At 70.2% G+C, this 26,947-nt stretch carries 23 protein-coding genes and 1 pseudogene; 6 read left to right on the top strand and 18 right to left on the bottom strand.

Annotated features, from left to right (window positions below; all coding sequences use genetic code 11):
- Positions 1-133: 133 nt before the first annotated feature.
- Positions 134-982, bottom strand: coding sequence for a formyltetrahydrofolate deformylase (gene purU / locus ACIG5F_RS12690; protein ID WP_396517766.1), 849 nt, complete (start codon positions 980-982; stop codon positions 134-136).
- Between the two features lie 66 nt (positions 983-1,048).
- Between purU and ACIG5F_RS12685 the strand changes: the two genes are divergently transcribed.
- On the top strand, positions 1,049-1,720 hold the full coding sequence (locus ACIG5F_RS12685) for a GntR family transcriptional regulator (protein WP_396517765.1): 672 nt from the start codon (positions 1,049-1,051) through the stop codon (positions 1,718-1,720).
- Positions 1,721-1,949: 229 nt separating this feature from the next.
- On the opposite strand, the gene ACIG5F_RS12680 is transcribed toward ACIG5F_RS12685, so the two are convergent.
- On the bottom strand, positions 1,950-2,570 hold the full coding sequence (locus tag ACIG5F_RS12680; RefSeq protein WP_396517764.1) for an MBL fold metallo-hydrolase: 621 nt from the start codon (positions 2,568-2,570) through the stop codon (positions 1,950-1,952).
- Positions 2,571-2,628: 58 nt separating this feature from the next.
- Positions 2,629-3,117: pseudogene (locus tag ACIG5F_RS12675) on the bottom strand (aromatic ring-hydroxylating dioxygenase subunit alpha); the annotation flags it as partial.
- Positions 3,118-3,216: 99 nt separating this feature from the next.
- On the opposite strand from ACIG5F_RS12675, the gene ACIG5F_RS12670 reads away from it, so the two are divergent.
- Positions 3,217-4,011 carry an IclR family transcriptional regulator gene (locus tag ACIG5F_RS12670; RefSeq protein ID WP_396517763.1) on the top strand — a complete coding sequence of 265 codons (795 nt, stop codon included), beginning with the start codon at positions 3,217-3,219 and terminating at the stop codon, positions 4,009-4,011.
- A gap of 74 nt (positions 4,012-4,085) precedes the next feature.
- Here the strand turns inward: ACIG5F_RS12670 and ACIG5F_RS12665 are convergent, their stop codons facing one another.
- The gene (locus ACIG5F_RS12665; RefSeq protein ID WP_396517762.1) at positions 4,086-5,108 is read right to left on the bottom strand and encodes a hypothetical protein; all 1,023 of its coding nucleotides are present in this window, start codon (positions 5,106-5,108) and stop codon (positions 4,086-4,088) included.
- Positions 5,109-5,134: 26 nt separating this feature from the next.
- Complete coding sequence (locus ACIG5F_RS12660) at positions 5,135-6,070, bottom strand: LLM class flavin-dependent oxidoreductase (RefSeq protein WP_396517761.1); 936 nt, start codon at positions 6,068-6,070, stop codon at positions 5,135-5,137.
- 178 nt (positions 6,071-6,248) lie between these two features.
- Between ACIG5F_RS12660 and ACIG5F_RS12655 the strand changes: the two genes are divergently transcribed.
- Positions 6,249-6,809, top strand: coding sequence for a YbhB/YbcL family Raf kinase inhibitor-like protein (locus ACIG5F_RS12655; RefSeq protein ID WP_396517759.1), 561 nt, complete (start codon positions 6,249-6,251; stop codon positions 6,807-6,809).
- A 3-nt stretch (positions 6,810-6,812) separates the two neighbouring features.
- On the opposite strand, the gene ACIG5F_RS12650 is transcribed toward ACIG5F_RS12655, so the two are convergent.
- Positions 6,813-7,751: a zinc-binding dehydrogenase gene (locus tag ACIG5F_RS12650; protein ID WP_396517758.1), complete on the bottom strand. Its 939-nt coding sequence runs from the start codon at positions 7,749-7,751 to the stop codon at positions 6,813-6,815.
- A gap of 241 nt (positions 7,752-7,992) precedes the next feature.
- Between ACIG5F_RS12650 and ACIG5F_RS12645 the strand changes: the two genes are divergently transcribed.
- Together ACIG5F_RS12645 and ACIG5F_RS12640 are read left to right on the top strand one after the other, a co-directional pair.
- Positions 7,993-8,745, top strand: coding sequence for a class I SAM-dependent methyltransferase (locus ACIG5F_RS12645; protein ID WP_396517757.1), 753 nt, complete (start codon positions 7,993-7,995; stop codon positions 8,743-8,745).
- 79 nt (positions 8,746-8,824) lie between these two features.
- A complete protein-coding gene (locus tag ACIG5F_RS12640) occupies positions 8,825-9,439 on the top strand; it encodes a TetR/AcrR family transcriptional regulator (protein ID WP_396517756.1) in 615 nt (204 codons plus the stop codon).
- A 12-nt stretch (positions 9,440-9,451) separates the two neighbouring features.
- Here ACIG5F_RS12640 and ACIG5F_RS12635 read toward each other — a convergent pair whose 3' ends face one another.
- From ACIG5F_RS12635 to ACIG5F_RS12620, 4 genes are all read right to left on the bottom strand, one after another.
- Positions 9,452-9,754, bottom strand: coding sequence for a hypothetical protein (locus ACIG5F_RS12635; protein ID WP_396517755.1), 303 nt, complete (start codon positions 9,752-9,754; stop codon positions 9,452-9,454).
- Between the two features lie 319 nt (positions 9,755-10,073).
- On the bottom strand, positions 10,074-10,508 hold the full coding sequence (locus ACIG5F_RS12630; protein ID WP_396517754.1) for a GNAT family N-acetyltransferase: 435 nt from the start codon (positions 10,506-10,508) through the stop codon (positions 10,074-10,076).
- 53 nt (positions 10,509-10,561) lie between these two features.
- On the bottom strand, positions 10,562-17,479 hold the full coding sequence (locus ACIG5F_RS12625) for an amino acid adenylation domain-containing protein (protein WP_396517752.1): 6,918 nt from the start codon (positions 17,477-17,479) through the stop codon (positions 10,562-10,564).
- Between the two features lie 359 nt (positions 17,480-17,838).
- Entirely contained in the window at positions 17,839-18,459 is a 621-nt protein-coding gene (locus tag ACIG5F_RS12620; protein WP_396517751.1) for a sensor domain-containing protein, read from the bottom strand.
- Between the two features lie 190 nt (positions 18,460-18,649).
- Between ACIG5F_RS12620 and ACIG5F_RS12615 the strand changes: the two genes are divergently transcribed.
- Positions 18,650-19,654, top strand: coding sequence for a hypothetical protein (locus ACIG5F_RS12615; RefSeq protein WP_396517750.1), 1,005 nt, complete (start codon positions 18,650-18,652; stop codon positions 19,652-19,654).
- A gap of 71 nt (positions 19,655-19,725) precedes the next feature.
- Here the strand turns inward: ACIG5F_RS12615 and ACIG5F_RS12610 are convergent, their stop codons facing one another.
- From ACIG5F_RS12610 to ACIG5F_RS12575, 8 genes are all read right to left on the bottom strand, one after another.
- Entirely contained in the window at positions 19,726-20,874 is a 1,149-nt protein-coding gene (locus tag ACIG5F_RS12610; RefSeq protein WP_396517749.1) for a class I SAM-dependent methyltransferase, read from the bottom strand.
- Positions 20,875-20,920: 46 nt separating this feature from the next.
- Entirely contained in the window at positions 20,921-22,603 is a 1,683-nt protein-coding gene (locus tag ACIG5F_RS12605) for a phytoene desaturase family protein (protein ID WP_396517748.1), read from the bottom strand.
- A gap of 12 nt (positions 22,604-22,615) precedes the next feature.
- Positions 22,616-23,359 (bottom strand): 3-oxoacyl-[acyl-carrier-protein] reductase, encoded by a 744-nt coding sequence (fabG, locus tag ACIG5F_RS12600; protein WP_396517746.1) that lies wholly within the window; start codon positions 23,357-23,359, stop codon positions 22,616-22,618.
- Positions 23,356-23,862 (bottom strand): 3-hydroxyacyl-ACP dehydratase FabZ family protein, encoded by a 507-nt coding sequence (locus tag ACIG5F_RS12595; RefSeq protein ID WP_396517745.1) that lies wholly within the window; start codon positions 23,860-23,862, stop codon positions 23,356-23,358. The genes fabG and ACIG5F_RS12595 overlap by 4 nt, the downstream gene beginning before the upstream one ends.
- Positions 23,862-24,254 carry a 3-hydroxyacyl-ACP dehydratase FabZ family protein gene (locus tag ACIG5F_RS12590; protein WP_396517744.1) on the bottom strand — a complete coding sequence of 131 codons (393 nt, stop codon included), beginning with the start codon at positions 24,252-24,254 and terminating at the stop codon, positions 23,862-23,864. Before ACIG5F_RS12590 ends, ACIG5F_RS12595 begins: the two co-directional genes overlap by 1 nt.
- A gap of 1 nt (position 24,255) precedes the next feature.
- Positions 24,256-25,347, bottom strand: a complete 1,092-nt coding sequence (locus ACIG5F_RS12585) for a beta-ketoacyl synthase N-terminal-like domain-containing protein (RefSeq protein WP_396517743.1) — start codon at positions 25,345-25,347, stop codon at positions 24,256-24,258.
- Positions 25,344-26,594, bottom strand: a complete 1,251-nt coding sequence (locus tag ACIG5F_RS12580; protein WP_396517742.1) for a beta-ketoacyl-[acyl-carrier-protein] synthase family protein — start codon at positions 26,592-26,594, stop codon at positions 25,344-25,346. The genes ACIG5F_RS12585 and ACIG5F_RS12580 overlap by 4 nt, the downstream gene beginning before the upstream one ends.
- A gap of 77 nt (positions 26,595-26,671) precedes the next feature.
- Positions 26,672-26,923 (bottom strand): acyl carrier protein, encoded by a 252-nt coding sequence (locus ACIG5F_RS12575; protein WP_396517741.1) that lies wholly within the window; start codon positions 26,921-26,923, stop codon positions 26,672-26,674.
- Between the last annotated feature and the right edge of the window lie 24 nt (positions 26,924-26,947).

Below are 26,947 nucleotides of genomic sequence, written 5' to 3'. Positions count from 1 at the left end.
GCACGTGGTGAAGGGACTCTTTCGGGCGTTGGACGCCAGGAAGGGCCCCTTCATGACGTGACGTAGTGAAGGGGCCCTTCCTGGCGTTGGGCGAGAGGATCGGTCCCTTGATCTTGGGGGGGCATGGGCCCGGTCAGGGGAAGACGACGGTGCTGTTGCCGTTGAGGAGGACGCGGCGTTCGCAGTGCCAGCGGACGGCGCGGGAGAGGGCCAGCGCCTCGGCGTCGCGGCCGACGGTCTGGAGGGCGGCGGCGTTGTAGGTGTGGTCGATGCGGATGACCTCCTGCTCGATGATCGGCCCCTCGTCGAGGTCGGAGGTGACGTAGTGCGCGGTGGCCCCGACCAGTTTCACGCCGCGGTCGTAGGCCTGGTGGTAGGGCTTGGCGCCCTTGAAGCCGGGCAGGAAGGAGTGGTGGATGTTGATGGCCCGGCCGTGCAGGGCCTTGCTGGTGGCGTCGGAGAGGATCTGCATGTAGCGGGCCAGCACGACGAGCTCGGCCCGGTAGTCGTCGACGAGGCGGAGCAGCTGGGCCTCGGCGGCGGCCTTGGTGTCGGGGGTGACCGGCAGGTGCACGTAGGGCAGCCCGGCGGCCTCGGCCATGGGGCGGAGGTCCTCGTGGTTGGAGACGACGGCGACGATGTCGGCCCCGAGGCTGCCGGCCCGCCAGCGGAAGATCAGGTCGTTGAGGCAGTGGCCAAGTTTGGACACCATGACCAGGATCCTGGGCCTGGTGGCGGGGTTGAAGTCGTAGGTCATCTGGAACTCGGCGGCCACGGGTTCGAAGCCGCGGGACAGCTCTGCGAGGTCGGTGTGGTCGGGCGCGGTGACCTGGGTGCGCATGAAGAGGCGGTGCCGCACGGAGTCGTCGAACTGCTGGTGTTCGCCGATGTCGCAGCCGCGTTCGAACAGGTAGCCGCTCACGGCCCGCACGATGCCGGTGCGGTTGGGGCAGCTCAGGGTCAGGGTGACGGTCTGGCTCACGGCGGGCTCCACTCAGATATTCGATTGATATATCAAATGTGGGCCGAGCGGCCGGCGGTCACTAGGATGACCGTCGTGACCGCAGCCCGCGAACTCGACCCGGCGCCGGCCTCGCTGGCCGACCGGGCCTACGCCGCGATCCAGCATCGGCTGATCATGCTGGACATCCCGCCGCTGGCCCCGATCGACGACGTGGCGCTGGCCCGGTCCCTCGACGTCGGCCGCACGCCGGTGCGCGAGGCGCTCAAGCGGCTGGAGGTGGACCGCCTGGTGATCAGCTACCCGCGCCGCGGCACCTTCGCCACCGGCGTGGACATCACGGACCTGGCCTATATCTCGGAGATCCGGGTCCAGCTGGAGCCGCTGGCCGCCCGCCGGGCCGCCGAGCACGCCACCAAGGCCGCGCGGGCGGAGCTGATCGAGGTGGCCGACGCCATCGAGGCCATCGACATCGGCACGCTCGGCCGGCACCAGCTGATGGACTGGGACCTCCGTGTCCACCGCACGATCTACCGCGCGGCCGGCAACCCGCACCTCGAAGACACCTTGGTGCGCTACAACAATCTCGCGACCCGCATCTTCTGCCTTCTCCTCGACCGGGTCACCCACTTCGACAAGCACATCGCCGAGCACGTGGGCCTGCTCCGAGCCATCGCCGGCAGCAAGGCCACGCGGGCCGAGACGATCGCCCGCGATCACGTCACCGGCTTCGAGAAGGCGATCCGGGCGATCATCTGACCGGGCGGTCATCGGCGGATCCGAGTCATCTCCGGGTCGACCAGCGGCTCGGCGGCGACCGTGGCCCTGATCATTCCTCGGCTCCGGGTTCCGCCACAGGAAGTCGGGGTGCTCCGGTGCCTGCTCGCGGTCCGCCATGCGGAGATCCTCCCGTCACATCTTTTCTCGCCAACTGATATATCAGGCGTACGCCACGCTGGTTCCGCCGTCACCAGGCCGTTCGGAGGGCTCAGTGGCCCCGGGTGATCCACTCCGACAGGTGCGGCGCCTCGGCCCCGATCGTGGTCGAGTCCCCGTGTCCAGTGTGGACAGTGGTGTCGGCGGGCAGCGTCAGCAGCCGCTCGCGGATGGAGTCGATGATCGTGTCGAAGCTGGAGAAGGACCGCCCGGTCGCGCCGGGACCGCCCTGGAACAGGGTGTCCCCGGTGAACACGGTGCTCAGCTCGGGGGCGTGCAGGCAGGTCGAACCGGGCGAATGCCCGGGCGTGGCCAGGGCCCGCAGCTCGATGTCGCCCACGGTGAGCCGCTGCCCGTCGCGCAGCTCCAGGTCGGGCTGGCGGTCCGGGTGGGCCTGCTGCCACAGCAGCTCGTCGGCCGGGTTGAGCATGATCGGCGCGCCGACCAGGTCGGCCAGGGCCGGGGCCTGGCGGACGTGGTCGTCGTGCGCGTGCGTGCACACGATCGCCACCACGCGGCGGCCGGCGATGCGCTCGGCGATCGCCTCGACGTCGTGCGCCGGGTCGATGACCAGCACCTTGCGCTCGTCCCCGACCAGCCAGACGTTGTTGTCCACGTCCCAGGTGCCGCCGTCCAGGGAGAAGGTGCCCGAGGTGACCAGATGCTCGATCATGTCCGCCAACGCCTCCTCTGCCGGAAGATCACCGTATCAGCCTCTCCGTGACCCACGGGTCCACAAAGGACGGTGGCTCGTCGGCCAGGCAGACCCAGGCCGTGCCCAGCCATTCGGTCAGGCGCACCGGGATCAGCCCGTACTCGGCGCGGTCGACGTCGGCCATCCTGGTCAGGTTGGGGGCGGCCACCGGCTTGCCGTCGAGGTCGTACGTCCAGGCGTGGTACGGACACCGCAGCGCCCGCTTGACCTGGCCCGATTCCTCGACGCACAGCTTCGCGCCGCGATGCCGGCAGACGTTGAGGAAGGCGCGCAGGGCGTTGTCCCGTCCCCGCACGAGCAGCACGCTTTCCGCGCCGACCTGGACGTTGCGGAACGAGCCCGGGGTCGGCAGATCGGTCGAGCGCGCGGCGGCGAACCACGTGGACTCGAAGATGCGGGCCTGCTCCCGGCGGAAGATCTCGGGATCGGTGTAGGAGGCGCCGGGCAGGGTCGCGATCAGGCTGGGCGGCAGCGTGGTCGTCACGACGGGCCTCCTGTTGTGTATTACACAACTCCGACTGCGATACGCAACAGCATGCCTCTCGGGTGGGCCTCCGTCAACGGTCATCCCGGCTCAGACGCGTCAGGCGACTAGGGTTGCGATATGAGGAACGGCCGTGGAGATCAGGAGGACGCGCCCGGGGGCAGCCAGGTCCAGTCGGTGGACCGGGCGCTGAGCATCCTGGAAATCCTGGCCAGACACGGCGAGCTGGGCGTCACCGAGATCGCCGGCGAGCTGGACGTGCACAAGTCCACGGCGTTCCGGCTGATCAGCGCCCTGGAGGCGCACCGGCTGGTGGAGCAGCTCGGCGAGCGCGGCAAGTACCAGCTCGGCTTCGGCGTGATCCGGCTGGCCGGGGCTACCACGGCGCGGATGAGCCTGCCGCGCGAGGGCAAGCAGGTGTGCCGGCGGCTGGCCGGCGAGCTCGGGGAGACGGTCAACATCGCCGTGCTGGACGGCGACGCCGTGATCAACATTGCCCAGGAGCAGGGCAGCTCCTCCATCACCGCGCAGAACTGGGTGGGCCGGCGGACCGCGCCGCACGCCACATCCAGCGGCAAGGTGCTGCTGGCCTGGGCCGACGAGGACGAGCTGGCCGCCGCGCTTGGCCCGCGGCTGGAGCGGTTCACCGAGCACACGATCACCCTCAACGCCATGCTCAACACCCAGCTCATGCAGGTCAGGGAGCTGGGCTGGGCCTACACCACCGAGGAGCTGGAGATCGGGCTGAACGCGGTGGCCGCGCCCATCCGGGACAGCGGCGGCACGGTCGTCGGGGCGATCACCGTGTCCGGGCCGTCGTACCGGCTCAGCGCCGAGTCCTTTCCCGAGGTGGCCGAGAAGATCATGGCCGGCGGGGCCGAGATCAGCGGGCGGCTGGGCTTCCAGCCGGCCTGAGTTGCGTATGACGAATTGCTGTCGCGGTTGAGGCACTCTTGACGAGGGTAGGAGCCTCGCCGACACAAGCCTCCTCAGGTCGCCGTGAGCTCGATCGGCGTCAGGTCGGGATAGATGTCCTGCCAGCGGTAGCGGCGGCAGTGGAAGTGCCAGTAGGCGAAGCCGGTCAGATACCGGTCGAGGTGCGGGCGCTGCTCGTCGGTGGCCAACTCCAGGATGCGGCGGTACGCGGCCAGGCCACCGTCGAGGCTCTGCCGGTAGACGGCCAGATAGGGCAGGTTCTCCTGGATCGAGCGGCGGTAGATCCGGCTCGCGGCGAAGTCCGCGCCGTGCACGGCTTCCTTGTAGAAGGACAGCACATCGTTGACGTCGTTGAGGAACGCGACACCCGAGCTGAGCGCCGCCGCCCAGAAGGCGCCGTGGCGGCGGGCGCTCAGGCAGGGGTCGCAGAACTGCACGGAGGTGAACCAGAACTGGGAGAACCCGTTGAACACGCGGACGAAGTCGCTGTCCACGTCGTCGGACACCTCGGGCGTGAACTCGGCCTCCATGAGCACGCCGGTGATCGCGTTGTAGAAGAAGCTCTTGAACACGGCCAGGAACGACGGGTCGCAGTGCCGGGCGATCTCGGCGAACATGTGGCGGATGTACCGGGTGTTGGGCGTGCTCGGGGTCGTCTCGGGCGTCATGCCGGCCCGCAGGATGGCTTCGGCTTCGGCACGGTCGTGACAGCACACGTCGTCGGTGTTGGTGGTGAAGACCCAGATCCGGTCCACGGCCAGCGCGAGCGCGTCGTCCTCGATGGGCACCATGATGGCGCGCATCATCGTGATGTTCCTGATCGTGGCCGCGGGGATGCGGACGCCGAAGGCCTTGAACTCGCGGTCGAGCGTATCCGCGTCGGCGCGGGCCTGCGCGAGGTTCGCCGACGGATCGAACGGGTCGGTGAGCTCGATCAAGGTGTCGACGAGCCCCGACGACAGAACATCGGCCACCAGCGCCCGGTGGTCGGCCGAGGCGATGGCGTCGAGGCCGCGCCGGGGCGTGCAGCGAAGGGTGTCGATGGCCGGCGGCCGAGGGTGCCTCACCATGTTCATCCGTTGACCCGACACGGATAGCGACTCTATCCCGTGAAACGTCCGAGCTGGCCTACCCGGCCGGGTGAACTGCTCAGTCGCGATCGGGCTTCGGCCAGGACGTCCAACTGCCCCTCCCAGTCCTGCCCGTCGAGGACGACGGTGAGGCTGTCGGCCCCGGCTGCGGCGTACTCGGCAAGGCGGTCGGCGACCTGGGTGACGCCGCCGGTGATGGTGACGTCGCCGGCCTCTTCGGTTGGCACCCCGTAACTTTCAGCCGCGGAGCGGATCATTGCGACCTGCTCGGCGCTGTCGGACCCCAGCGCGGCGTGGGTGCCGAAGTGGACGAGCGGGCGCGGACGGCCCTGGGCGGCGGCGAGATCGTGCAGGGTCGCGACGCGGCGGGCGAGGGTGGACGGGGTCATGAGCGAGGGGAACCAGCCGTCGCCGTGGGTCACGGACCGGCGGATCGCGTGGTCGGAGTGCCCGCCGATCAGCACGAGCGGCATGGGGGCGGACGGCCCGAGGGTGATCTCCTCGCCGTTGACCCTGGTCGGCTCGCCGGTGATCAGCGTGGACAGCTGGCCGAGCATGGATTCGATGATCTTGTCACGGCCCCGGCGCGGGGCGGCCAGGGCCCGCCAGAGCGGCGAGTCAGGGAAGCCGCCGATGCCGACGCCGAGCACGATGCGGTTGGCGGAAACGTGTTGCAGCGCCTGGATCTGCGCGCCCAGCCAGGCGACGTGCCGATTGGGCACGGCCAGCACGCCCAGCTCGATCCGCACCCCTTCCGTCGCCCCCGCCACCGCCGCCGCGGCGACCAGGGCCTCCAGGGTCGGCGCGCCATCGCCGCGTAGCACGTCTGGAATGGACACCGAGTCCAGTCCGGCCTGCTCGGCCCTACGCGCGGCGGCGACCACGCGGCCCTGCCCCTTGGGATCGTTGTTGCCGATTCCCACACCGATGTGCACCATGGAGATCATCGTCGAACCTCCACTATTGTCGAGGTCAAGCGTTCTGCCTGAAACCGCTGAAAACCGGCGGAATCCGATCGGCCAGGCCGAACGTGAGGCATTCTTGACAGCCGTGTCCGGATTGAGTAATTGTTAGGAAGGTTTCCTTATCCACCCGCCCGCCCCATCCGAACCATGGGAGGACGCAGTGGCATCCCTGTTCTTCTCGCGCGCGGCCACGGCCGCCGCCGCGACCATCGCGTTCGCCGCGCCCCAGGCCGGCGACTTCGCCATCAGCAGCACGGCTTTCGCCGACAACACAACCATTCCCGACCACTACACCTGCGTCTTCAGCCATAAGGCCGGTAAGAACGTGTCGCCGCCGCTGTCGTGGACCGGCAACGCCAAGGGCTACGCCGTCATCCTGCGGGACGTGGCCAACGGTGGCGACAAGGTGCACTGGGCGATCTGGGACATCCCCGCCGCCACCGCCGCCCTGCCCGAGGGCCTCGGCGCCGGCTACGCCGTGCCCGGGCAGAACGGGGCCAAACAGAAGGCGATGGGCAGCGGGTCCGTCACCACGCAGTACTTCGGCCCCTGCCCCGGCGGCCGCGAGCATCCATACACGTTCACCTTGTACGCCTTGAAATCCGCCACCGTGCCCGGACTGAGCTCCTCGTCGAGCATGTCCCAGATCGAGTCGGCCATCAAGAAGGCCAGCAGCGCCAACGCTGTGCTGCGCGGAAAGTCGGCCGCCTCGGCCAACTGACGGTCAGGGCTTCAGCAGCGTTTTGCCGATCGTGGCCCGGTTTTCGATGGCCCTGTGCGCGTTGGCGGCGTCCGCGAGGGCGAATACCTGGCCGACGGTGGCTCGAAGCCGCCCGGACGCCGCCAGCGCGATGGCCTCGCCGGCCAGGGCCACTTGCCGGGCCACGTCCAGCATGCCGGTCGTGGCCGTGCGAACGTCCGGGCGGTCCGACCGCAACACGCCGCTGCCGGCCGCCGCGCCGTAGGGGCAGAAGGTCCCGTCCGGGCGCAGCAACGACAGGGCTTGTTCGCCGATCGTGCCGCCCACACCGTCGAATACGACATCCACCCGGCCGATTCCCTCGGCCCAGGACGGATTGGAGTAGTCGACCGTGACCTCGGCCCCCAACTCGGCCGCCACCGCCAGCTTGGCCGCCCCACTCGCCGCCGCCACCACTCGCGCACCGGCCGCCGATGCCAACTGCACCAACAGCGAGCCCACTCCCCCGGCCGCCGCCTCGACCAGCACCGTCGCCCCGGCAAGATCCCCAGCGGCCCCCAACACCGCCAGCGCCGTCCGCCCGTCCGCGATCAACGCCGCCGCCTGATCCAATCCCACACCATCGGGCACGTCGATCAGCCGCCGCGCTTGGGCAACCGCCCGCTCCGCGTATCCCCCACTCCCGTTCAGACTGGCCGTCACCCGCTTCCCGATCACCGCCCGGTCGACGTCCGGGCCGACCGCCGCCACCACCCCCGCCACCCCGTTGCCCAGCACCGCCGGCAGCGCCGGCAGCATCGCCTCCACCGGCGGTTTTCCGGCCCGCAGCTGAGTTTCCACGAACGTGATCCCCGCGTACTCCACGTCGACCAGCACCTCGCCCGGCCCCGGCGCCGGGTCCTCGACGATCACCGGCGCCAGCACCTCCGGTGGCCCGAACCGATCGATCCGCACCGCGCGCATCCCGTTCCCCTCTCACTCGCCTCGCCGGACACTGTCCGCCTTCGAGCAAGGTCGAGGTCAACCCGGTCAGCGCCGGGCGAGGGTGTCGAGCAAGACCTCCCAGAGCCGGGTGGCGGCGGCCGGGTCGAGGGAGTGCGGGACGACTTGTCCTTTCACGCTAGCTCGACTCGGACACACTGTCCAACATATCGTCCGGCACCATGTCGAGGGAGCTGTCGGCTGGGGCACTAGCGTCACCCCGGTGGACCGATCGGAGATCTTCGACATCGCGCACCTGCGCCATCCCATCGCGGCGCCGGTCGCACCCGACAAGTTGCGCGAGTTGGTCGGATGGTTGAGTCCTGCCATCGGCGCCCGCGCGGTCGACCTCGGCTGCGGTGAGGGCGAGTGGCTCCAGCAGGTGCTGCTGGACCATCCGGCGACGACAGGCGTCGGGATCGACCACATGCTGCCGGCCTCGGCCGCCCGGCGCACCGGCGAGCGCGGGCTGACCGACCGGGTGCGATGGATCGAGGCCGACGCCGCCACCTGGCACGACGGGCTCTTCGACGTGGTGATCTGCGTTGGCGCCCGGCACGCCTTCGGCGGGTTGGAGGACATGCTGGTCGCCGTCCGGCGGCACCTGCGCTCCGGCGGTCAGGCGCTGATCGGCGAGATGATCTGGGAAGGTCCCCCGTCCGTGGCAGCGCTCGCCGCGCTCGGACTCCCGGCCGACTCCGTCCCCGACCTCGCCGGCCTGGTGCATGCCTTCCACCGGCACGGTCTCGAGCCGTCCTTCGGGCATGTCAGCACACTGGCCGAATGGGACGACTACGAGTTCAGTTGGACCGGCTCGCTCGTCGACTGGGCCGTGCGGTCGGCCTCGACCGTCGAGGACCGCGACCAGGCGCTCACCGCCGCCCGCGAGCATCGTGACACCTGGCTCGGCGGCTTGCGGCGTGAGCTCGGGTTCGCCACCTTCGTCGTGCACGATGTCGCGCCCGGGCCGGTCTGAGGGGCCATCAGCTACTGATCACGAACCACGGCGGGAGTACTAGCCTGCGCCGGAGAGTCGGACGCAGAGGAGAAACCCGATGGCGTCGATCACCCGTCCCCGGGCCCAACTGTCGAAACGGCGGGCCGAGACGGAGACCGCCGTGCTGGGCTCGGTCGAGCGGCTGCTGGCTCAGGGCGAGCGCTTCACCGAGCTGAGCGTGCAGCGCATCGCCGAGGAGGCCGGGGTCGCGCGGTCCACCTTCTACCTGTGCTTCCAGGACAAGAGCGACGTGCTGCTCCGGCTGGCCGGCACGATCAAGGACGAGCTGTACGCGATGGGCGAGAAGTGGCGGCCGGTGGAGGACGGCCCCGGGGCGCTGGCCGAGATCTACCTGCGGCAGATCCGGCACTACCGGGACCGGGCCCCGCTGATGGCGGCGATCACCGAGGTCGCCGGCTACGACGAGGCGTTCCGTGACGCCAGTGTGCAGTCGATCAAGCGCTTCACCAGGCGCATCGTCGCCAAGTTCCGCGAGGAGCAGCGCGCAGGCCGGCTGCCCGACGGCGTCGACCCGGCGATCGCCGGCCAGGTCATGGCCTGGAGCGGCGAGCAGGTGATCGCCCGCCAGGTCTCCCTCGGCGACCCCGCCGACGACGCCGAGGTGGCCAGGGCCCTGGCCGAAACCCTGTGGTTCGGGACCTTCCGGCGCTGATCGGCCCGGGGTTCAGACCGTCCCGGGGCGGACGTGGATCACCGAGTCGGATCCGTCGACCGCGGCGATGTTGTCCGGATTGCCCCAGCCGTCGCGTTCGGACAGGTAGCGGACGCGGATCGTGGAGCCGGTGGGCACGACGATCGCCGCCTGGTAGCCGCCGAAGCCCCGGTACACGAACGGGGCATGGCCGGGCTGCCAGCCGTTGAAGTCGCCGACCACCGAGGTGGTGCCGGCGCGGCCGATGTGGTCGCGGTCGAGACGGAAGCGGACGGTGCAGGACTGGGCGTCGATGGGCTCGATGCGGTGCAGCACGGGTGACTTCCCCTGGCTAGTCAAGGAGGGCGCGCCGCGCTGCGCGCCGATGGTCCGATCGGCCTAACCTGCCACGGCCCGGGACCGTCGCGCCCCTCAATCACCGCATCGAGTGACTCCTCACGTCATGAAGGGGCCCTTCCTGGCGTTGGACGAGAGGGAAGGTCCCTTGATCTTGGGGGTGGGACCGGGTCTGGGGACCCGGAGGCTGGGGAGGGCGGGCGGGAGAATCGCCGACAACCCGGATCACCCATCCCCAGGCAACTGCGCGGCGCGGGCGCCCGAACCACAACCACGCCCAGCGCGCAACGGAGGGGAATCAGGTCAGGGGGTGGCGGTAGACCTGGGACTCGCGGAGGTGGAAGCCCTGGCGCTGGTAGAGGCGGTTGGCGGCCTCGCGGGAGGGGCGGGTGGTGAGGTCGAGGGTGCGGGCGCCGGCCTGGCGGGCGAGGCGGACGGCTTCGGCGGTGAGGGAGGCGCCGATGCCGCGGCCACGGGCCGATTGGTCGACGACGACGTCCTCGACCCAGGCGCGCAGGCCGGTGGGCAGGGGGAACATGACGAGGGTGAGGCTGCCGAGGATGGCCCCGGAGTCCCGGGCGATGAGCACGGTGTTGGTCTCGCACGAGACGGTGCGGGCCAAGGCGTCACGGTCCAGGGGCGCGGCGGTGCTGGAGAGCTGGGGTAGCAGGCGGGAGAACGCGGTGAGGATCTCGTCGGTGACGTCGGTGACTGCCTCGATCGACAAGCTCATGATCGAGAGGGTAGCGCCGGTGGCGGCCGGAAAGGCCGCCACCGGCAAAGGAATCACAGCAGGGAGGCGAGCACCCGCCCGATGTGGGCGAGGGGCTCGGGGGCCATGAGGTGATCGTGGTGGGCGGGAACGGGATGCACGTCGATGGGGCCGGCGATGTGCGGTGCCCACCGGCGGACGGCGGCGTCGGGGTCGGGGCCGTCGGTGGCGGAGAAGTGGACCATACGGCCGGTGAATCGGCGTGGCCGGAAGTCCCGGTGCAGGCGGACGTTGTTGCGCCACACGTCGAGCAGGTTGGCGATCTGGTGTTCGTCGAGCACGGCCAAGGGATTGTCGGACGCACGGAAGAGTTCGACGAGCCGGGCGGGGGTGGGATCGGGGTCCGGTTCGTGGCCGAAGAACGCCAGGATGTTGCTGAGCAGCAGTCGGTCGTCGGGAATGGCGGAGCCATCGGGCAAGGGATCGCTGTCGAGGCTGGCCAGCAGCTCGACCTCCTCCCCGCGTTCCTGGAGCTGCACGGCGATCTCCTGCGCGACAACGCCGCCGAAGGACCAGCCGAGCAGCCGGTACGGCCCGCTGGGCTGCACCTTCTGGATGTGCGCCAGATAGTCGGCGGCCATGGACCCGATGTCGGACGGCAGCACGGCTTGACGGGTGATCCCCTGGGCCTGCAAGCCGTACAGGGGAACGTCGGGCCCGAGGTGGCGGGCCAGTCCGAGGTAGGACCAGGCGATGCAGCCGGTGGGGTGCACGCAGAAGATCGGCGTCTGGGATCCGTTGGGCTGCAAGGGGGTCAGGGTCTCGAACGCGTCGTTGTCGACCTGCTGCCCCAGCCGCCCGACCAGCGCCGAGACGCTCGGGGCCTCGAACAGGACGCGGATGGGCAGCTCGACGTTGAGCGTGGCCCGGATGCGGCTGATCAGCCGGGTGGCCAGCAGGGAATGCCCGCCCAGCTGGAAGAAGCTGTCCCGAACGCCGACATCGGGCCGGCCGAGGACCTCGGCGAAGAGTCCACAGAGGACGGACTCCTGCGGGGTGCGCGGCCGGTCGTCGGCGGCGACGGGTTCGAAGTCGGGGACGGGGAGGGCCTTGCGGTCGAGCTTTCCGTTGGCGGTCAGGGGAAGCGCGTCCAGGTGCACGAAGGCCGACGGCACCATGTAGTCCGGCAGCACCCGGCCCAGCTCTGCGCGCAGGTCTTCCAGCTCCGAGGTGACGAGGTAGGCGACGAGCCGCTTGTCCCCCGGCCGATCCTCGCGCACGACCACGGCCGCCTGCGCGACCGAGGGCCGGGCCAGCAGGGCAGCCTCGATCTCGCCGAGCTCGATACGGAAGCCGCGGATCTTGACCTGGTGGTCGGTGCGGCCGACGTATTCCAGCTCGCCGTCGGAGCCCCAGCGCACGACGTCGCCGGTGCGGTACATGCGGGAACCGTCAAACGGGTTGGCCACGAAGCGAGACGCGGTGAGCGACGGCCGGTTGAGGTAGCCCCGGGCCAGGCCGTCGCCGGCGATGTAGAGCTCGCCGTTCACCCCGGTCGGCACCGGCCGCAGGGCGGCGTCGAGCACGTACACCTGGGTGTTGGCCAGCGGCCGGCCGATCTGCGGCGAGCCGGGCCGGTCAGCGGTCAGGTCGGCGGCCGTGGACCAGATGGTGGTCTCGGTCGGCCCGTACACGTTGGTGACGCCGGCGGTGGCCGCGACCAGCGAGTTGGCCAGGGTGCGGCTGACGGCCTCGCCGCCGATCAGGACCCGGAGGCGGTGCAGGCTTTCCGGGTGGCTGCCGACCAGGGCGTGCCAGAGACTGGGCGTGGCCTGCATGATCGTGGCCTCGCTGTCCACGGCCAGCCGGGCCAGCGCCTCGGGGTCGAGCACCTCGTCCCGGCCGGCCACCACCAGCCGGGCCCCGACCAGCAGCGGCACCAGGATCTCCAGGTTGAAGATGTCGAAGCCGAGCGTGGTGACGGCCAGGAACCGGTCCTCGGGGGTGATCTCGGTGCGCCGCACCATGTCCAGCAGCAGGTTGATGAACGCCCGGACGGGCACGGTGACGCCCTTGGGCTTGCCGGTGGACCCCGAGGTGTAGATGACGTACGCGGGGTTGGCCGGGTTGCGCGGCCCGGTCCGCTCGGCATCGGTCACGGTGGCGTCGGAGAACCCTTGTAGGTCAACCTGATCCATCAGCACGCGCGGCGCGGCGGAGTCGGTGTCCACGGTGGAGTCACTGAGCACCACGACCGGGTTGGCGTCTTCCAGCATGTATGCCACGCGGTCGGCGGGATAGTTGGGGTCGATGGGCAGGTAGGCGCCGCCGGTCTTGAGCACGGCCAGCAGGGCGACCACCATGTCGGCGGTGCGCGGCATCACCAGGCCCACCAACGACTCCGGTCCGACACCATGGCTGATCAGCAGGCGGGCCAGGCGGTTGGCGCGGGCGTGCAGGGCGGCGTAGGTCAGGGTGGTGTCCTGACAGGCCACGGCCACCGCGTCGGGGACAACGCCCTCCAACAGTTCGGGCAGCAGGACATCGGGCAGGGCGACGGCGGTGTCGTTCCAGTTGTGCAGCAACCGTTTGCGCTCGTCGTCGGCCAACACGTCGAGCCTGCTGACGGTCAGCTTGGGGTCGGCGGCCATGGCCCGCAGCACGCGCACAAGCCGATCGGCCATCTGCCGCACGGTGTCGGCCTCGAACAGGTCGGTGCTGTACTCGACAACGCCCTGGAGACCATCGGCCGTCTCGGCGAACTCGAAGGCGAGGTCGAACCTGGCGGCGCCGAGGTCGGCCGGCACCACTTCGCCGCGCACGCCGCCGAGGTCGATGCGGACCTCGGCGTTGTTGTGCAGGGCCACCATGACCTGGAACAGCGGTTGCCGGGCCAGGGACCGGGTCGGGTTGAGCACGTCGACCAGCCGCTCGAACGGCACGTCCTGGTGGGCGTAGGCGGCGAGGTCGACCGCCCGCACCCGGGCGATCAGGTCGGCGAAGCTCGGGTCGCCGGACACGTCGGTGCGCAGCACCAGGGTGTTGATGAAGACGCCGACCAGGTCGTCGAGGGCGTCGTCGGTGCGCCCGGCGATGGGGGTGCCGAGGGGAATGTCCGTGCCGGCGCCGAGTTTCGACAGCAGGGCGGCCAGACCGGCCTGGAGCACCATGAACAGGCTGGCCCCGTTGGCCCGGGCCAGCTTGTTCAGCCGGGCGTGCAGGTCGGCGTCCAGGTCGAATGCCACGCGCGAGCCGCGATAGGTGGCCACGGCCGGGCGCGCATGGTCGGTGGGCAGTTCAAGCTGGTCGGGCAGATCGGCCAGCGCCCCCTTCCAGAACTCCAGCTGCCGGGACACGATACTGTCGGGGTCGTCCTCGCTGCCCAGCAATTCGTGTTGCCACAGGGTGTAGTCCGCATACTGCACTGGCAGCGGAGTCCACAGTGGAGCGTTGCCGTTGATGCGCGCGGCGTAGGCCTGCGAGAGGTCACGGGCCAAAGGCGCGAGGGACCAGCCGTCGGAGGCGATGTGGTGCACGACCACGACCAGCACATGACGTTCGCTGTCCACAGTGCACAAAGTGACCCGAATCGGGGTGTCCACCGACAGGTCGAAGCCCCGACGCACGGCCTCGGTGACGCACGAATCCAACGCGGACGAGGTCACGTCGATCTGGGTGAACAGGTCGATGGCGGCGTCGAGGACGAGCTGGTGCGGGGCGCCGTCGATCTCCGGGTACACCGTGCGCAGGCTCTCGTGCCGCGCCACCACATCGGCCACGGCGGCGGCCAGGGCGTCCTGGTCGACCGCACCGTCGAGGCGGATAACGGCAGTGACGTTATATGCCGAGCTGATGCCGTCGAGACGGTTGAGGAACCACAGCCGCCGCTGGGCAAAGGACAACGGCACCACATCGGGCCGCGAGACCGGGACCAACGGGGGCCGGGCGTGGCCGGAGACCTCCAGCTGCCGGGCCAGGGTGGCGACGGTCGGGGCGTCGAACAAGGCCCGCACGGCCAGCTCCACGCCCAGCACCGACCGAATCCGGCTGACCAGGCGGGTGGCCAGCAGCGAGTGACCGCCCAGTTCGAAGAAACTATCCGTCACACCAACGGAAGGTAGCCCCAGCACCTCGGCGAACAGTCCACACAGGATTTCCTCACGCGGCCCCCGAGCGGCGCGACCGCCGACCGTGACCGCCTCGGGCATCGGCAGCGCCTTGCGGTCGACCTTGCCGTTGGGCGTCAAGGGAAGCGCGTCGAGGACCATCACCACCGACGGAACCATGTACTCCGGCAGCACACCCGACACCGCGTCCCGCACGACCGCCGGCTCCACCGCGCCGACCACGTACCCGACCAGACGCTTCTGACCAGCGGAATCGGCCCGAACATCCACGGCGACATCCGTGATGCCCGGCACCGCGCGCAGGGCGGCCTCGACCTCGCCCAGCTCGATGCGGTGACCCCGCACCTTCACCTGGAAGTCCCTACGCTCCAAGAACTCCAGCTGTCCGTCCGGCAGATACCGGACCCGATCCCCGGTGCGGTACATCCGAGCGCCCGGCACCGGCGAGAACGGGTCGGCCATGAAGGAGATCGCCGTCCGAGTCGGGTTGTGCAGGTACCCGTGACCGACGCCGGTGCCACCAACGTACAGCTCACCGGGCACACCCACCGGCACCGGCTGCAAGCCGTCACCCAGCACATACAGCTGCGTGTTACGGACCACCCGGCCGATCGGCACCCGCACATCGCCCAAGGCGTCGCCGGCACGGAGGAAGGCGTGGGTCACGTCGTCCGAGCACTCGGTCGGCCCGTAGGCGTTGACCAGCGGAATCAACGGGAACCGGTCGAACCACCGCACACACAGATCCGGCGGTAACGCCTCACCCGTTACCACTAGCCACCGCAGGCCAGAAAGATCAGGCAGCGAGGCCCCGGAGTCCCAGCCGTCCAACGCCGCCCGCAGCAAAGACGGCACGACCTCCAACACCGTGCACGGCACCGCGAACAGGGCATCGGGGTCGGCGGCGGCAGAACGCCCGACCACCCGAACCGTGCCGCCGACGATCAGCGGCAACAGCATCTGCCACACCGAGATGTCGAACGTCAACGGCGCGTTCTGCACCACCACATCAGCAGCCGTGACCCCAAGATCCTCGGCCTTGGCCAACAGGTGATTCACCATGCCCCGCCGATGCACCATCGCACCCTTGGGCTTGCCCGTCGACCCCGACGTGAAGATCACATACGCCAGATCGTCCTCGCCACCAACGATCGGAACCAGCGAAGAGTCCTCGTCATCGCCGAGAACGACCACCCGAACGGACCCGTCGGCCGGCACCACCTCGGCCGCCAGCGAAGCGAACTCCGGGGCCACCAACAACAGCCGAACACCGCTGTCCACCAGCAACGACGAGATCCGCGCCACCGGAGCATGCACATCCAACGGCACATACGCGCCACCAGCACCCAACACACCCAGAACCGCCGCCACAAACCGAGAACTACGATCCGACAACACCGCCACCAACGAACCCGGCTCCACCACACGCGAAACCAGACTCGCCCGCCGCACCAACGACCCGTAGGTCACGGGCCCGTTGTCGTCGACCACGGCGACCGACGACGGGTTGGCCCGCCGAACCCGTTCCACCACACCCTCGAAGCCACCGTCACGAGCGGAGTTGTTCCACTCCACCAACAGCTGCTGCCGCTCCGCCGGGGTGAGCACGTCAACCTGCCCCAGCAACCGATCCGGCTCCGCCACCACGGTGGCCATCAGCCCGACCACCCGGTCGACAATCGCCGACGCCGACGCGGCCGTGAACAGATCGGGCCCGTACTCCAACCGCAGTTGCAGCCGGGGGCCGGGAGAAACCCTGAGGTTCAACGGATAGTGGCTGGAGTCCCGGCCGGCGGCGAAGCTCACCGCCAGCCCCTCGGCCGGCGCGTCCAAGCCGCTGGCGTCCAGCGGGTAGTTCTCGAACACCATCACCGTGTCGAACAGCTCGCCCACCCCGGCCAGCCCCTGCACCTCGGCCAACCCCATGTGCTGAAAGGGAATCAACGCGGACTGCTCGTCCTGCAACCGGGTCAACGCCGTCAGCAGCGAATCCGCCGGCCGCAGACGCATGCGCACCGGCACGGTGTTGATGAACAGCCCGACCATGGTCTCGATGCCGGGAATCTCCGGCGGCCGCCCGGAATTGGTGGCCCCGAAGACGACATCGGCCCGCCCGGTCAACACCCCCAGCAGAATCGCCCAGCAGCCCTGCACCACGGTGTTCAGGGTCAAGCCGTTGGCCCGGGCCCAGCCGCTGAGCCGGGCCGTGACCTCCTCGGGCAGCTCGACGATCGCGCTGCCGGGCATCACCGGCGCCCGGTCGGGGTTGACCGGCGCCACCCGGGTCGGCTCCTCCAAGCCGGCCAGGGCCGTCCGCCAGGCCGCCAGCCCGGCGGCCTTGTCCTGCTTGGCCAGCCAGCCCAGGTAGTCCCGGTACGGCGTCACCCGCGGCAGCGGATTGTTGTTGTACACAGCAAACAGCTCGCGCACCAGCACCGACATCGACCAGCCGTCGGCCAGGATGTGGTGGTTGCTGAGCAGGAATCGCCACGAGGTGTCCGACCGCCGGATCAGGGTGGCCCGCAGCAGCGGCGGCTTGGCCACGTCGAAGCGCCGCACCCGGTCGGCCTCGGTGATCCGCTCCACCTCGGCGGGATCCGACCGGTCGAACTCCTGCCACGGCAGCGTGACCGCGGCCGGGATGACCTGCACGGCCTGGCCGGACTTGGTGTAGCGGAAACCCGCCCGCAGGTTGGCGTGCCGGTCCAGCAGCGCCTGCGTGGCCGTCCGCAGCCGGGCGGCGTCCAGCCGGCCGGTGAAGTCCAGCACCAGCTGCACGGTGTAGACGTCCACCGCCTGCGGATCGACCACCGCGTGGAACAGCAGCCCCTCCTGGAAGGGCGACAGCGGAAGGACGTCGTTCAACCCCGAACGCTTCACAGGGATCCCCACCCGTTCACTCGTCATAACGTTGCGTCACGTGGTCACGCAGGGGGTCTAGCCCCACCGCGACCGTGGTTCTGCCACCCTCGCTCCCCGGTGGCCGGCAGGACAGAATTGAGCGGAACACCAAAGGGGAGCAACCGGGAGTCCACCCCACTCCGGCGGCGTGTGCGCGCCCCCGGCCCGGTTTTCCCCGTCCCGCCGGCCTCGCGCAGTCCCCACCGAGGCCGAACGTAGGCGGTGCCGCGATCTTCCCCCATCGCGGCACCGCCCGTTTTCCGTTTCCGGGCAAGCCGAAATCCGCCATGCCCGCGGGCATGGCGGATCAACGACCGCGCTGGTTAGCGCGCGACCTGCGGCCGGCTCACGAAGCCCGGCGCGGCGGCCGAACTGCCCAGCAACGCCGCGGTGATCACCGCGTTGAGCCGCAGCAGCGCCGGCGTGAGGACGAACCAGAGCAGGAACGACACCGCGGCCAGCCCCAGGCCCACCTGCAGCTCGTTGCCGCTGTTGACCCAGAACCGCGTCATGTACGGGAATCCGTGCTGGCTGACCCCCAACGTGTTCCAGAACACCGGCAGCAGCAACGCGCCAAGGCCGTGCAGGAACAGCAGCGGCGGCACCAGCAGGATCGTCAGCCCGGACACGGTGTTGAAGACCAGGAACGCGATGTCCCGCCAGGTCCCCGTGTCGGACAAGGCCTGTCCGAGCCGGCGCAGCGGCCCGCCCGAGGTGGGCGTGCGCGGGGTGCGCGGAATCGACCGGCCCAGCACTTTCTCGGCGCTGCGCAGGTGCAGGTCGGTGAACGGCCGCTGGGCCGCCGCCAGGCCGAGGAAGAGGAACGCTCCGATCACGGTGAACGACAACAGGCCGGCGACCACGGTGCACGTCACCAGCACGAAGCCGAGCACCGACACGACGGAGAGCCCGATGGCCAGACCGGTCAGACGCAGGCGCCTCATGATGCTCAGATCCCTCCAGAAACCGATGGTGACGTTGATCCTGCCCGGCCGTGACCGCCTCGGTCAGTGGGTCTGGCCCCACGGTGGTGGGGTTTACCCCCCCAACGCATTCGGGTCGTAGCGTCCGTGCGGCGGTCACCCCGGACCCGGCAAGGTGAGCACCACACGAGAACTGGGGAAGGGAGCAGCCATGCGGAGCGTCCTGCGCTGGCACCGGCCGCTGATGATGTTCGCGATCGCCATGGTCGCGTTGATCGCGGTCTGCGCGGTGGGACTCGCGGTCGACCACAGAGTGCTGGTCGGGGCTCCGGTCTGGCTCAAGCCGTTCAAGTTCGCGGTGTCGTTCACGCTCTACACGGTCACGCTGGCCTGGGTGATCTCCCTGCTGCCGGCCTCCCGGCCGAAGCTGCGCAGGATCGGCTGGTGGTCGGGCACCGCGATCGTGGCGCTGTCCAGCGGCGAGTGGGTGATCGTGCTGACCCAGGTGATCCGGGGCCGCATGTCGCACTTCAACTACGCGACCGCGCTGGACGGCCTGTTCTACAACGCGATGGGCTTCATGGTGGCGTTCGTGTGGGTGGCCACCCTGGTGATCGCCATCCTGGTGATGATCGCCAAGCCGGGGAGCCGCTCGACCGCGTGGGCCCTGCGGCTGGGCCTGAGCCTGTCGGTGATCGGCATGGCCCTGGGCGAGCTGATGAACCTGCCCACCCCCGAGCAGCAGCGGGTCCTGGACGAGGGCGGCATGCCCGCGACGATCGGCGGCCACAGCGTCGGCGTGCCCGACGGCGGGCCGGGCATGCCGCTGACCGACTGGTCCACCACCGGCGGTGACCTGCGCATTCCGCACTTCGTCGGCATGCACGCATTGCAGGCCCTGCCGCTGTTCGCGATCCTGCTGGGCGCGCTGGCCGGCCGCTGGCTGCTGCTGCGGGACGAGAAGGTCCGCACCGGCCTGGTCATGGTCGCGGCCGTGGGTTACGCCGGCGTGATCGCGCTGGTCACCTGGCAGGCGCTGCGGGGCCAGTCGCTGATCCACCCGGACGCGCTGACGCTGGCCGCGCTGGCGGCGATCATCGCCGTGGTCACGGCCGGGTCGCTGGCGGTGCTGGCCGCGGGCCGGCGCCGGGCCCGGGCCGAGTTCGCCGAGTTGGAGCGCATGGTCGAACGGCAGCTGAGCCTGAGCGGCCGCTGACCGAGAGCACGCCGAACGGGAGGAACCAGTGCGGTTCCTCCCGTTCGGCGTGCTGCGAGTGGGCATGTGGGTCAGTCGCGCCCGGCGAGCAGGATGCGGTGCATCGGGGTGTCGACCAGGGCCACCCGGCGCAGGCCGGCCCCGGTCAGCCACTCGTCGTACTGGTCGAGCGTGTACGCGTCGCCGCCGCCGGTGGCCATCATCGACGCGGCGAACAGCCGGAAGAACCGGTTCTGGGTGGAGTTGGCCTCGTCCTCGACCACGATCTGGTCGACGATCGCCACCAGGCCGCCGTCGGCCAGCGCCTTGTTGGCCTTGATGGCCAGGTCGCGGGCGTCCTCGGGGGTCTGGAGGTGGAAGATGTTGACGAACAGCACCAGGTCGAAGCCGGTTCCCCAGTCCTCACGCCAGAAGTCGCGGCGCAGCGGGTGGAAGCGGTCGGCCACGGCCAGCTGCTCGCTCTGGGCGATGGCCAGCGGCAGGATGCGCTCCACGTCCAGGCCGGTCGCGGTGAGACCGGCGAACTGCTGGAGCAGCAGCTGGCTGTAGATGCCGGTGCCGCAGCCGACGTCGAGCATGCCGGCCTCGCGGTCGGCGCTCCAGCCCTGGTCCTTGAGCTGCTCGGCCAGCGCGTGCACGACCGGCGGGGCCCAGAAGTTGATGCCGCGCACCAGGGACTCGTACTCGGTGGCCGAGATCTGGTTGTGCTGCTGGGATCCGTCGTCGGCCAGCGCGCCGGTGCGGACCGTCTCGGCCAGGTTTCGCCAGGCGCCCCAAGCCATCTGCCGGTCGTAGCCGATCTTGCCGGCCAGGCTGAACAGGCCGTCGGGCCGCATCACGTCGCGGACGTCCTCGGGCAGCACGTAGACCACGGTGCCGTCGGCGTCCCAGGTGCGGTCCAGCAGATCGTAGGCGTTGAGGCCGTCCAGCAGGACGCGGGTGGCCTTCGGGTTGGTGGACAAGGACTTCGCCAGCTCGTCGGCGGTGGCCGGGCCATCGGCCAGCGCCTCGAACACGCCGAGGTCGAAGGCGGCCTCGATGGCGCCGGGGGCCCACAGGCTGATCAGGTGCTCGTAGAGCCGGTGCGCGGCCCGCACCACCCGGGGCTGTCCGTCGCCGGCCGGCAGCAACGCCGTGTCCACGAGGGGCCGCACGTTGCCGAAAAGCGCGTTGTCGTCGAAAGATGCGCCGTCCGGTCGCACCTGGGCACTGGAAGTCATGGAGATTCCCCGCTCTTGAACCGTCGTTGTTGTCGTTCCGTGATCGCTAACCCACCCGCGCGAGGCCCTTGGCCCGCACCCGCCGGGTCCCCCTGGAGACCGCCAGCGGATCCCAGTCGGCCGCCCGCTCGGGCAGCAGCGCCGGGTTCGCGAGCACCGCGCCGCCGAGCACCTCGGGCAGCAGCGGCCGCCCGAGGATCTGCGCGGCGCAGGAGATCCCCCCGATCATCGCGCCGGAGACCCCGCTGCCGGCGCGTGTGTTCTGTCCCACCAGATAAAGCCCGTCCACCACGGTCCGGGTGTCGGGACGCGCCCCGAACCCGCCCCAGTGGGCCAGGCCGTAGGGCGTGCCGCCGCTGGAGAGCGTGTAGCGCTCGTGGGTCAGCGGCGTGCCCAGCTCCAGGTGCGTGATGTGGTCGCGGAACGGCCCGAGGGCCTGTTCCGCGGTGCGCAGCAGTTCGTCGCTCCACCACTGCTTGCTCCGCTGGTACGCCGGTTCGCGCCGGTAGCGCGTGCCGTCGGCCGGGCCGCCGGCCACGCCCCAGTCCGGGTAGTCGGCCCGGGCCAGCGTCATCACCTGGAAGTTGCTGTGGCCGGGCGGGCACACGTCGGCCCGGCCCTGCTCCTTCACCGAGGCGAAGGAGCAGAAGGCCGACCGGATCTGTGACGGTGTGCCCGCGGCCAGTTCGCGATACATGGACTCGATGTCCTCGTCCCGGAACCACCACAGGTTGGCATTCGGGCGGTCGGGCAGCTCGATGTCCAGGGCCACGTAGAGCACGGCGAACGCCAGGCGCATCCGGGTCTTCTCGGTCTTGCGCACCAACGCCGCCGGGAAGTTCCTTTCCCCGCCGGCCAGTTCCAGCACCGTGCGGCGAAAGTCCGCATTGGACACCACCAGCGGCGCGGTGTGTCGCTCGCCGCCGGCCAGTTCCACACCGGTGGTTCTGCCGTCCTCGATGGTGATCCGCTCGACCTTCTTGCGGGTGCGCAGGCTGCCGCCGTGCGCCTCGATCACCTCGACCAACGCGGCCACCAAAGCTTGGCCGCCGCCTTCGGGATAGTAGGCCCCGCGCAGGTAATGGTCGATCATGCTCAGGTGCGTGGACACGGTGACCTGGTCCGGGGCCGCGCCGTAGTTGGCCGACTGCCCGGCCAGCACCGTTCTGGCCCGTGTGGACAGTCCACAGTGGTCGAACAGCGCGGCAAGGCTGCCCCGGGCCATGACCATCAGCTCCAGGCTTTCCCGGGACAGCTGGCCGAGTCCCTCGCTGCGCAGCAGGCCGGACCGTTGCAGGTCGCAGACTTCCCGGGCGATGCGCACGTACGTCTCGATGCCGTGGGCGTCGGCCGGCAGCGCGGCGACCAGCCGCTCCCGGTAGCGGTCCCAACCGGCCGGCACGTCCACCGTGACGGTGGGCAGCTGGATCCGGTCGAAGCCGTTCGGGTCCATCTCCAGGAACCGCACCCGCTCGGACAGGCCCAGCCCGGACAGGATCCCGGGAATGAGCCCGCCGGGCGCGCAGTCGCCCAGGTAGTGCACGCCCACGTCGAACTCGTAGGCCCGGCGGCGGCGGAAGGTGTGCCCGTTGCCACCCGCCACGTCGTGGTGCTCGAACACCACGACCTTGTGGCCGCTGACGGCCAGGTAGGCGGCGCACACCAGCCCGCCGAACCCGGCGCCGACCACGACCGCGTCCCAGTTCTCGGCTTCCCCGCGAGTGATCACGTCCTCCTCCCGTCAGATGCTGATGCCGCCGTGGATCTCCAGCACCGAGCCGGTCACGTAGGACGCGGCCGGCGAGGCCAGATAGGCCACCAGGTCGGCGACCTCGGCGGCGGCGCCGAAGCGGCCAAGGGGAATGCCGGCCAGCAGCTTGGCCCTGGCCTGCGCGGTCAGCGCCTCGGTCATGTCGGTCTCGATCATGCCGGGGGCCACCGCGTTGACCCTGATGCCGTAGCGGCCGACCTCCTTGGCCATCGCCTTGGTGAAGCCGATGACGCCGGCCTTGGACGCCGAGTAGTTGGTCTGCGTGGCCAGCCCGTACACGCCGGACACCGAGGAGATCGCGATCACCGATCCCCGGCGGCGCTTCATCATCGGGAACACCACGGCCCGGCCTACGTGGAATACCCCGTCCAGGTTGGTGTCCAGCACCGAATGCCAGTCCTCGTCGGGCATCTTGACCAGCGGCCCGTCCCGGGTGATGCCGGCCGAGGTGACGGCCAGCTCGATCGGGCCGAACTGCTCGGTCTCGGCCACCCAGGACCGCACCGCCGCGCCGTCGCTGACGTCGACCCGGCGGGCCAGCGCGCGCACGCCCAGCCCGACCAGCTCCTTCTCCAGCTCGTCGGCGGCCTGCTCGTCGCTGCGGTAGCAGAAGCTGATGTCGAAACCGTCGGCGGCCAGCCGCAACGCGACCGCCCTGCCGATGCCGCGGGACGCCCCGCTGACCAGGGCCACTCTGCCGATGTTGTCGGTCATGCTGGGATTCCCTCGCCGATTACCCCGGCCTTCTCCGGGCGCAGCTGGTCGGCGGGCCGGAAGGCCATCACGGCGTTGGTCACGGTGACCACCGTCCGCCCGGCCACGCGGCTCTCGCCTTGGAAGATCATGGTTTCGCCCATGACACGGTGCAGGCCGATGCGGTGCTCCACCACATCGCCGGGCAGCACGGGTCCGTGGAAGTCCACTCCGGACACCGAGCCGAGCAGCATCACCTTGTCGTGCAATGCCTCCGTACCGCCGACGGTGAGCGTCGCCAGCACGCCGGCCGACTGCGCCCACGACTCGACCAGCAGGGTCGATGGATAGGCCAGTTCCTCGTCGGTGACCTCGTCGCCGAGATCGGCGTACCAGGGTTCGTTGCACGTCACGGCTTTCACCGTGGTGATGCGCTCGCCGGGCACGACCTCGAGCACCCGGTCGACCAGCAGGATCGGGTAGCGGTGCGGCAGGAGACGCCGCAGCTCAGAACGGGTGATCATCACGCCGCCACCCCGTAACCCAGGCGCACGCTGCCGACCTTCCGGCTCCCCACCGTCACGGCGGCCTTGCACACCCAGTCCCCGTCCCGACCGGTCCACTCCAGGGCGATGTCGATCTCGTCGCCCGGGAACACCGCGCCGAGGAACCGCGCCGACTCGATGCCCGTCAGCACGGCGGGTTCGGGACTGGTGAGCTCGGCGCCGCGGGTCACGCACTCCAGCACGCACACCCCGGGGAAGATGGGGAATCCCGGGTAGTGCCCGGCGAAAACCGGTTCGTCACCGGTGATCAGGGCCGACGCGGCGGCCCGCCACTTCGCGCCGTCGGCGGTGAGGCCGGCGCGCACCCGCACGTCGGCGATCACCGGACTGCGCCTCGATAAACCGCTCACCTCACACCTGCCCCATGAGCCGGAGCACGGCGCAGCCGACGGTTCCGCTGCGGTCCACGGAGCTGACCAGCACGACCTTGCCGGCCGCCTCGGGGTCGCGCTCGGCCGCCGCCAGCAGGGAGGCGATCTGGAACGACACGGAGGCGGCGGCCGTGTCGCCGATCAGGTCGCCGGTGGTGATCCGGTCGACCGCCGGCGCGCCGAAAACCTCGGTGAGCACGGCCTTCTCGACCTCGTTGGTGGCGTCCGGGGCCTGCGACGCGACCGCCGCCCACACCTCGGACGGTTCAACGCCGGCCTGGGCCAGGACGCTCCCGACGCGAGCTTCGAGGGCCGGCCGCGGGTCGTTGTCCAGGTAGGCGGCGGTTTCGACCGCGAGCAGCTCGGCCAGCGGCTCCCCGTACGCGCCGACGGTGTCGGCCGGCTCCATCAGCAGTATGACGCAGCCCTCGCCCAGCACCGCGTCGTCGCCGCCCCGGCTGTGGAAGTCCAGCCAGGACCGGGCGTTGCTGTACTCCTCGACGCCGCCGACCAGAACCTTGGCCGCCCGCCGGGACCGCAGCAGCCGGCGGCCGTAGGTCAGGGCGGTCAGGCCCGCGGTGCGGCCGCCGGCGATCGTGGTGTTGGGCCCCTTGAGCTGGTACCAGATCGCGCACTGGCCGGCCGCGCAGTTCATGGTGGTGTTGGGGAACAGCGACGGGTCGACGTAGAAGGGCTGCTCGGCGGTCAGCGATGAGCGGGTGAAGTCCATCATGGACTGGGCGCTGCCGGTGGTGGTGCCCAGCACCAGGCCGGTGTCCGGCCCGGTGTCGACGATCTGGTTGCCCTCGGCGTCCTTGATCAACCGGCCCACCGCGGTGACGGCCAGGCCGGTGACCCGGTCCATCGAGCGGGTGCCCTTCTTGCCCAGCGCCTCCCGCACGTCGAAGCCGGGGACCAGGCTGGCCCGGCGGTCGGGGACCTGCCAGCGTTCACCGTCCACATCGGACGCGGTGACGCGGCCGCCGCGCACGCCGTCGACGAAGGCGTCGCGGCCGACCCCGTACGGGCTGACCACGGACCAGCCGGTGATCATCATGCGGTCGGCGGTCACCGGTCCCCCTCGTACTTGCCCAGCACCACGATCGCGTTGTTGCCGGCGAACGCGAGCCCGTTGTTCTGCACGATCTTCAGGTCGGCCTCGACCGCCACGTTGGGCACGCAGTCGATGCCGCACTCGGGGTCGGTCTCCACGTGGTTGATCGTCGGCGGGATGAACCCGTGCCGGATCGCCAGCGAGCAGGCCGCGGCGGCCAGCGCGCTGGCCGCGCCCATGGTGTGGCCCAGCATGGACTTCAGCGACACCGTGCGCGGCGGCTGGCCGCCGTAGACCTCGCGGATGGCCGCGGTCTCGCAGATGTCGTTGGCCTTGGTGCCGGTGCCGTGGGCCGAGATCAGGTCCACTTCGGACGGTTTGACGCCGGCGTTCTCCAGTGCCAGCTCGATGCACCGGGCCACGCTCTGCTGGTTGGGCGCGACCGGGTGGTGCGCGTCGCAGTTGAGGCCGTAGCCCAGCACCTCGGCGTAGATGCGCGCGCCGCGGGCCAGGGCCGAGTCCAGCGACTCCAGCAGCAGCACGCCCGCGCCCTCGCCGGTCAGGATGCCCTGCCGGTTGACGTCGAAGGGCTGGCAGCACTCCGGCGCGATCGTGCCCAGCCGGTAGAAGCCGGCGAAGGTCTTGCGGCACACCGCGTCCGCGCCGCCGCAGAGCGCGAACTCGGCCTCGCCGAAGCGCACCGCGTCGAAGCCGTAGCCGATCGAGTAGTTGCCGGCCGAGCAGGCGGTGCCGATGGTGGAAGTCTCCACATTGGACAGCCGCAGCTCCTGGGCGATGGCCGTGGACAGCCGCGAGGCCGGCGTCCGGCGCACCCGCACCGGGTCGAAGCCGCCCGGCCCGTCGGCCAGCTCCACGTCGACCAGGCCGTCCATCTCGAAGGCCTCGCCGTCGGTGGTGCCGATGGACACCAGGCCGCGCCGCCGGGACAGCTCACCCTCGGCCAGGCCCGCGTCCTCGACGGCCATTCTGGCGGCCGCGGTCGCGAACCGGCTGGCCCGGCCCAGCTGCTCGACCGGCACATTGCTGATCCAGCCGGTCGGGTCGAAGCCGACCACCTCGGCCCCGTTGGAATGGGCGAAGCCCTCGGTGTCGAACGCCGAGATGGGGCTCACCCCACTGCGCCCGGAGCGGATGCCCTCGGTGTATTCATCCACCCCGATCCCGATGCTGGAGACAACCCCAAGACCGGTCAGGACAACCCGGCGCGGTAGCCCGGAGGCCGCGCCGGAAACCACATGGGACATTATTCCCCCTCCCGCGTTCCCCACCGGCACGGGAGCGGCATGTGCGTGCCGCCCCCGTGCCGCCAGAATGTTTCGGCCTACCAGCCGGCCGCGTCGGCGACGACGTCGTAGACGCCCTTCAGGTTGACCAGCTCGGACAGCTTGTCCTGGTCGATGACGATGTTGAACTCCTTCTCGACCGAGGCCAGGATCTCGATGGCGCGCAACGAGTCGGCGCCGTGCTCCTCCTGGAAGAGGCTGGTGTCGGTCACCTCGTCCTCGTCGAGCTCAAGAATTCTGCAGACGATTTCCTTGATCTTGACACTGCGTTCGTCAATGGACATGGTCATGTTTCCACCCCACCATTCTTCACC

This window comes from Kutzneria sp. NPDC052558, assembly GCF_044547355.1.
Classification (GTDB): Bacteria; Actinomycetota; Actinomycetes; order Mycobacteriales; family Pseudonocardiaceae; genus Kutzneria.
The sequence above is the reverse complement of the archived record's forward strand: the minus strand, read 5'-3'. Positions and strand labels throughout refer to the sequence as shown.

What these genes read in the sequence shown, in the direction of transcription:
- ACIG5F_RS12610 (WP_396517749.1), bottom strand. Translation starts at nt 20,874, where the DNA reads ATGACTTCCAGTGCCCAGGTGCGACCGGACGGCGCATCTTTCGACGAC.
- ACIG5F_RS12580 (WP_396517742.1), bottom strand. Translation starts at nt 26,594, where the DNA reads ATGTCCCATGTGGTTTCCGGCGCGGCCTCCGGGCTACCGCGCCGGGTT.
- fabG (WP_396517746.1), bottom strand. Translation starts at nt 23,359, where the DNA reads ATGACCGACAACATCGGCAGAGTGGCCCTGGTCAGCGGGGCGTCCCGC.
- ACIG5F_RS12575 (WP_396517741.1), bottom strand. Translation starts at nt 26,923, where the DNA reads ATGACCATGTCCATTGACGAACGCAGTGTCAAGATCAAGGAAATCGTC.
- ACIG5F_RS12630 (WP_396517754.1), bottom strand. Translation starts at nt 10,508, where the DNA reads ATGAGCTTGTCGATCGAGGCAGTCACCGACGTCACCGACGAGATCCTC.
- ACIG5F_RS12670 (WP_396517763.1), top strand. Translation starts at nt 3,217, where the DNA reads ATGAGGAACGGCCGTGGAGATCAGGAGGACGCGCCCGGGGGCAGCCAG.
- ACIG5F_RS12595 (WP_396517745.1), bottom strand. Translation starts at nt 23,862, where the DNA reads ATGATCACCCGTTCTGAGCTGCGGCGTCTCCTGCCGCACCGCTACCCG.
- ACIG5F_RS12680 (WP_396517764.1), bottom strand. Translation starts at nt 2,570, where the DNA reads ATGATCGAGCATCTGGTCACCTCGGGCACCTTCTCCCTGGACGGCGGC.
- ACIG5F_RS12640 (WP_396517756.1), top strand. Translation starts at nt 8,825, where the DNA reads ATGGCGTCGATCACCCGTCCCCGGGCCCAACTGTCGAAACGGCGGGCC.
- ACIG5F_RS12660 (WP_396517761.1), bottom strand. Translation starts at nt 6,070, where the DNA reads ATGATCTCCATGGTGCACATCGGTGTGGGAATCGGCAACAACGATCCC.
- ACIG5F_RS12665 (WP_396517762.1), bottom strand. Translation starts at nt 5,108, where the DNA reads ATGAACATGGTGAGGCACCCTCGGCCGCCGGCCATCGACACCCTTCGC.
- ACIG5F_RS12615 (WP_396517750.1), top strand. Translation starts at nt 18,650, where the DNA reads ATGCGGAGCGTCCTGCGCTGGCACCGGCCGCTGATGATGTTCGCGATC.
- ACIG5F_RS12620 (WP_396517751.1), bottom strand. Translation starts at nt 18,459, where the DNA reads ATGAGGCGCCTGCGTCTGACCGGTCTGGCCATCGGGCTCTCCGTCGTG.
- ACIG5F_RS12650 (WP_396517758.1), bottom strand. Translation starts at nt 7,751, where the DNA reads ATGCGCGCGGTGCGGATCGATCGGTTCGGGCCACCGGAGGTGCTGGCG.
- ACIG5F_RS12685 (WP_396517765.1), top strand. Translation starts at nt 1,049, where the DNA reads ATGACCGTCGTGACCGCAGCCCGCGAACTCGACCCGGCGCCGGCCTCG.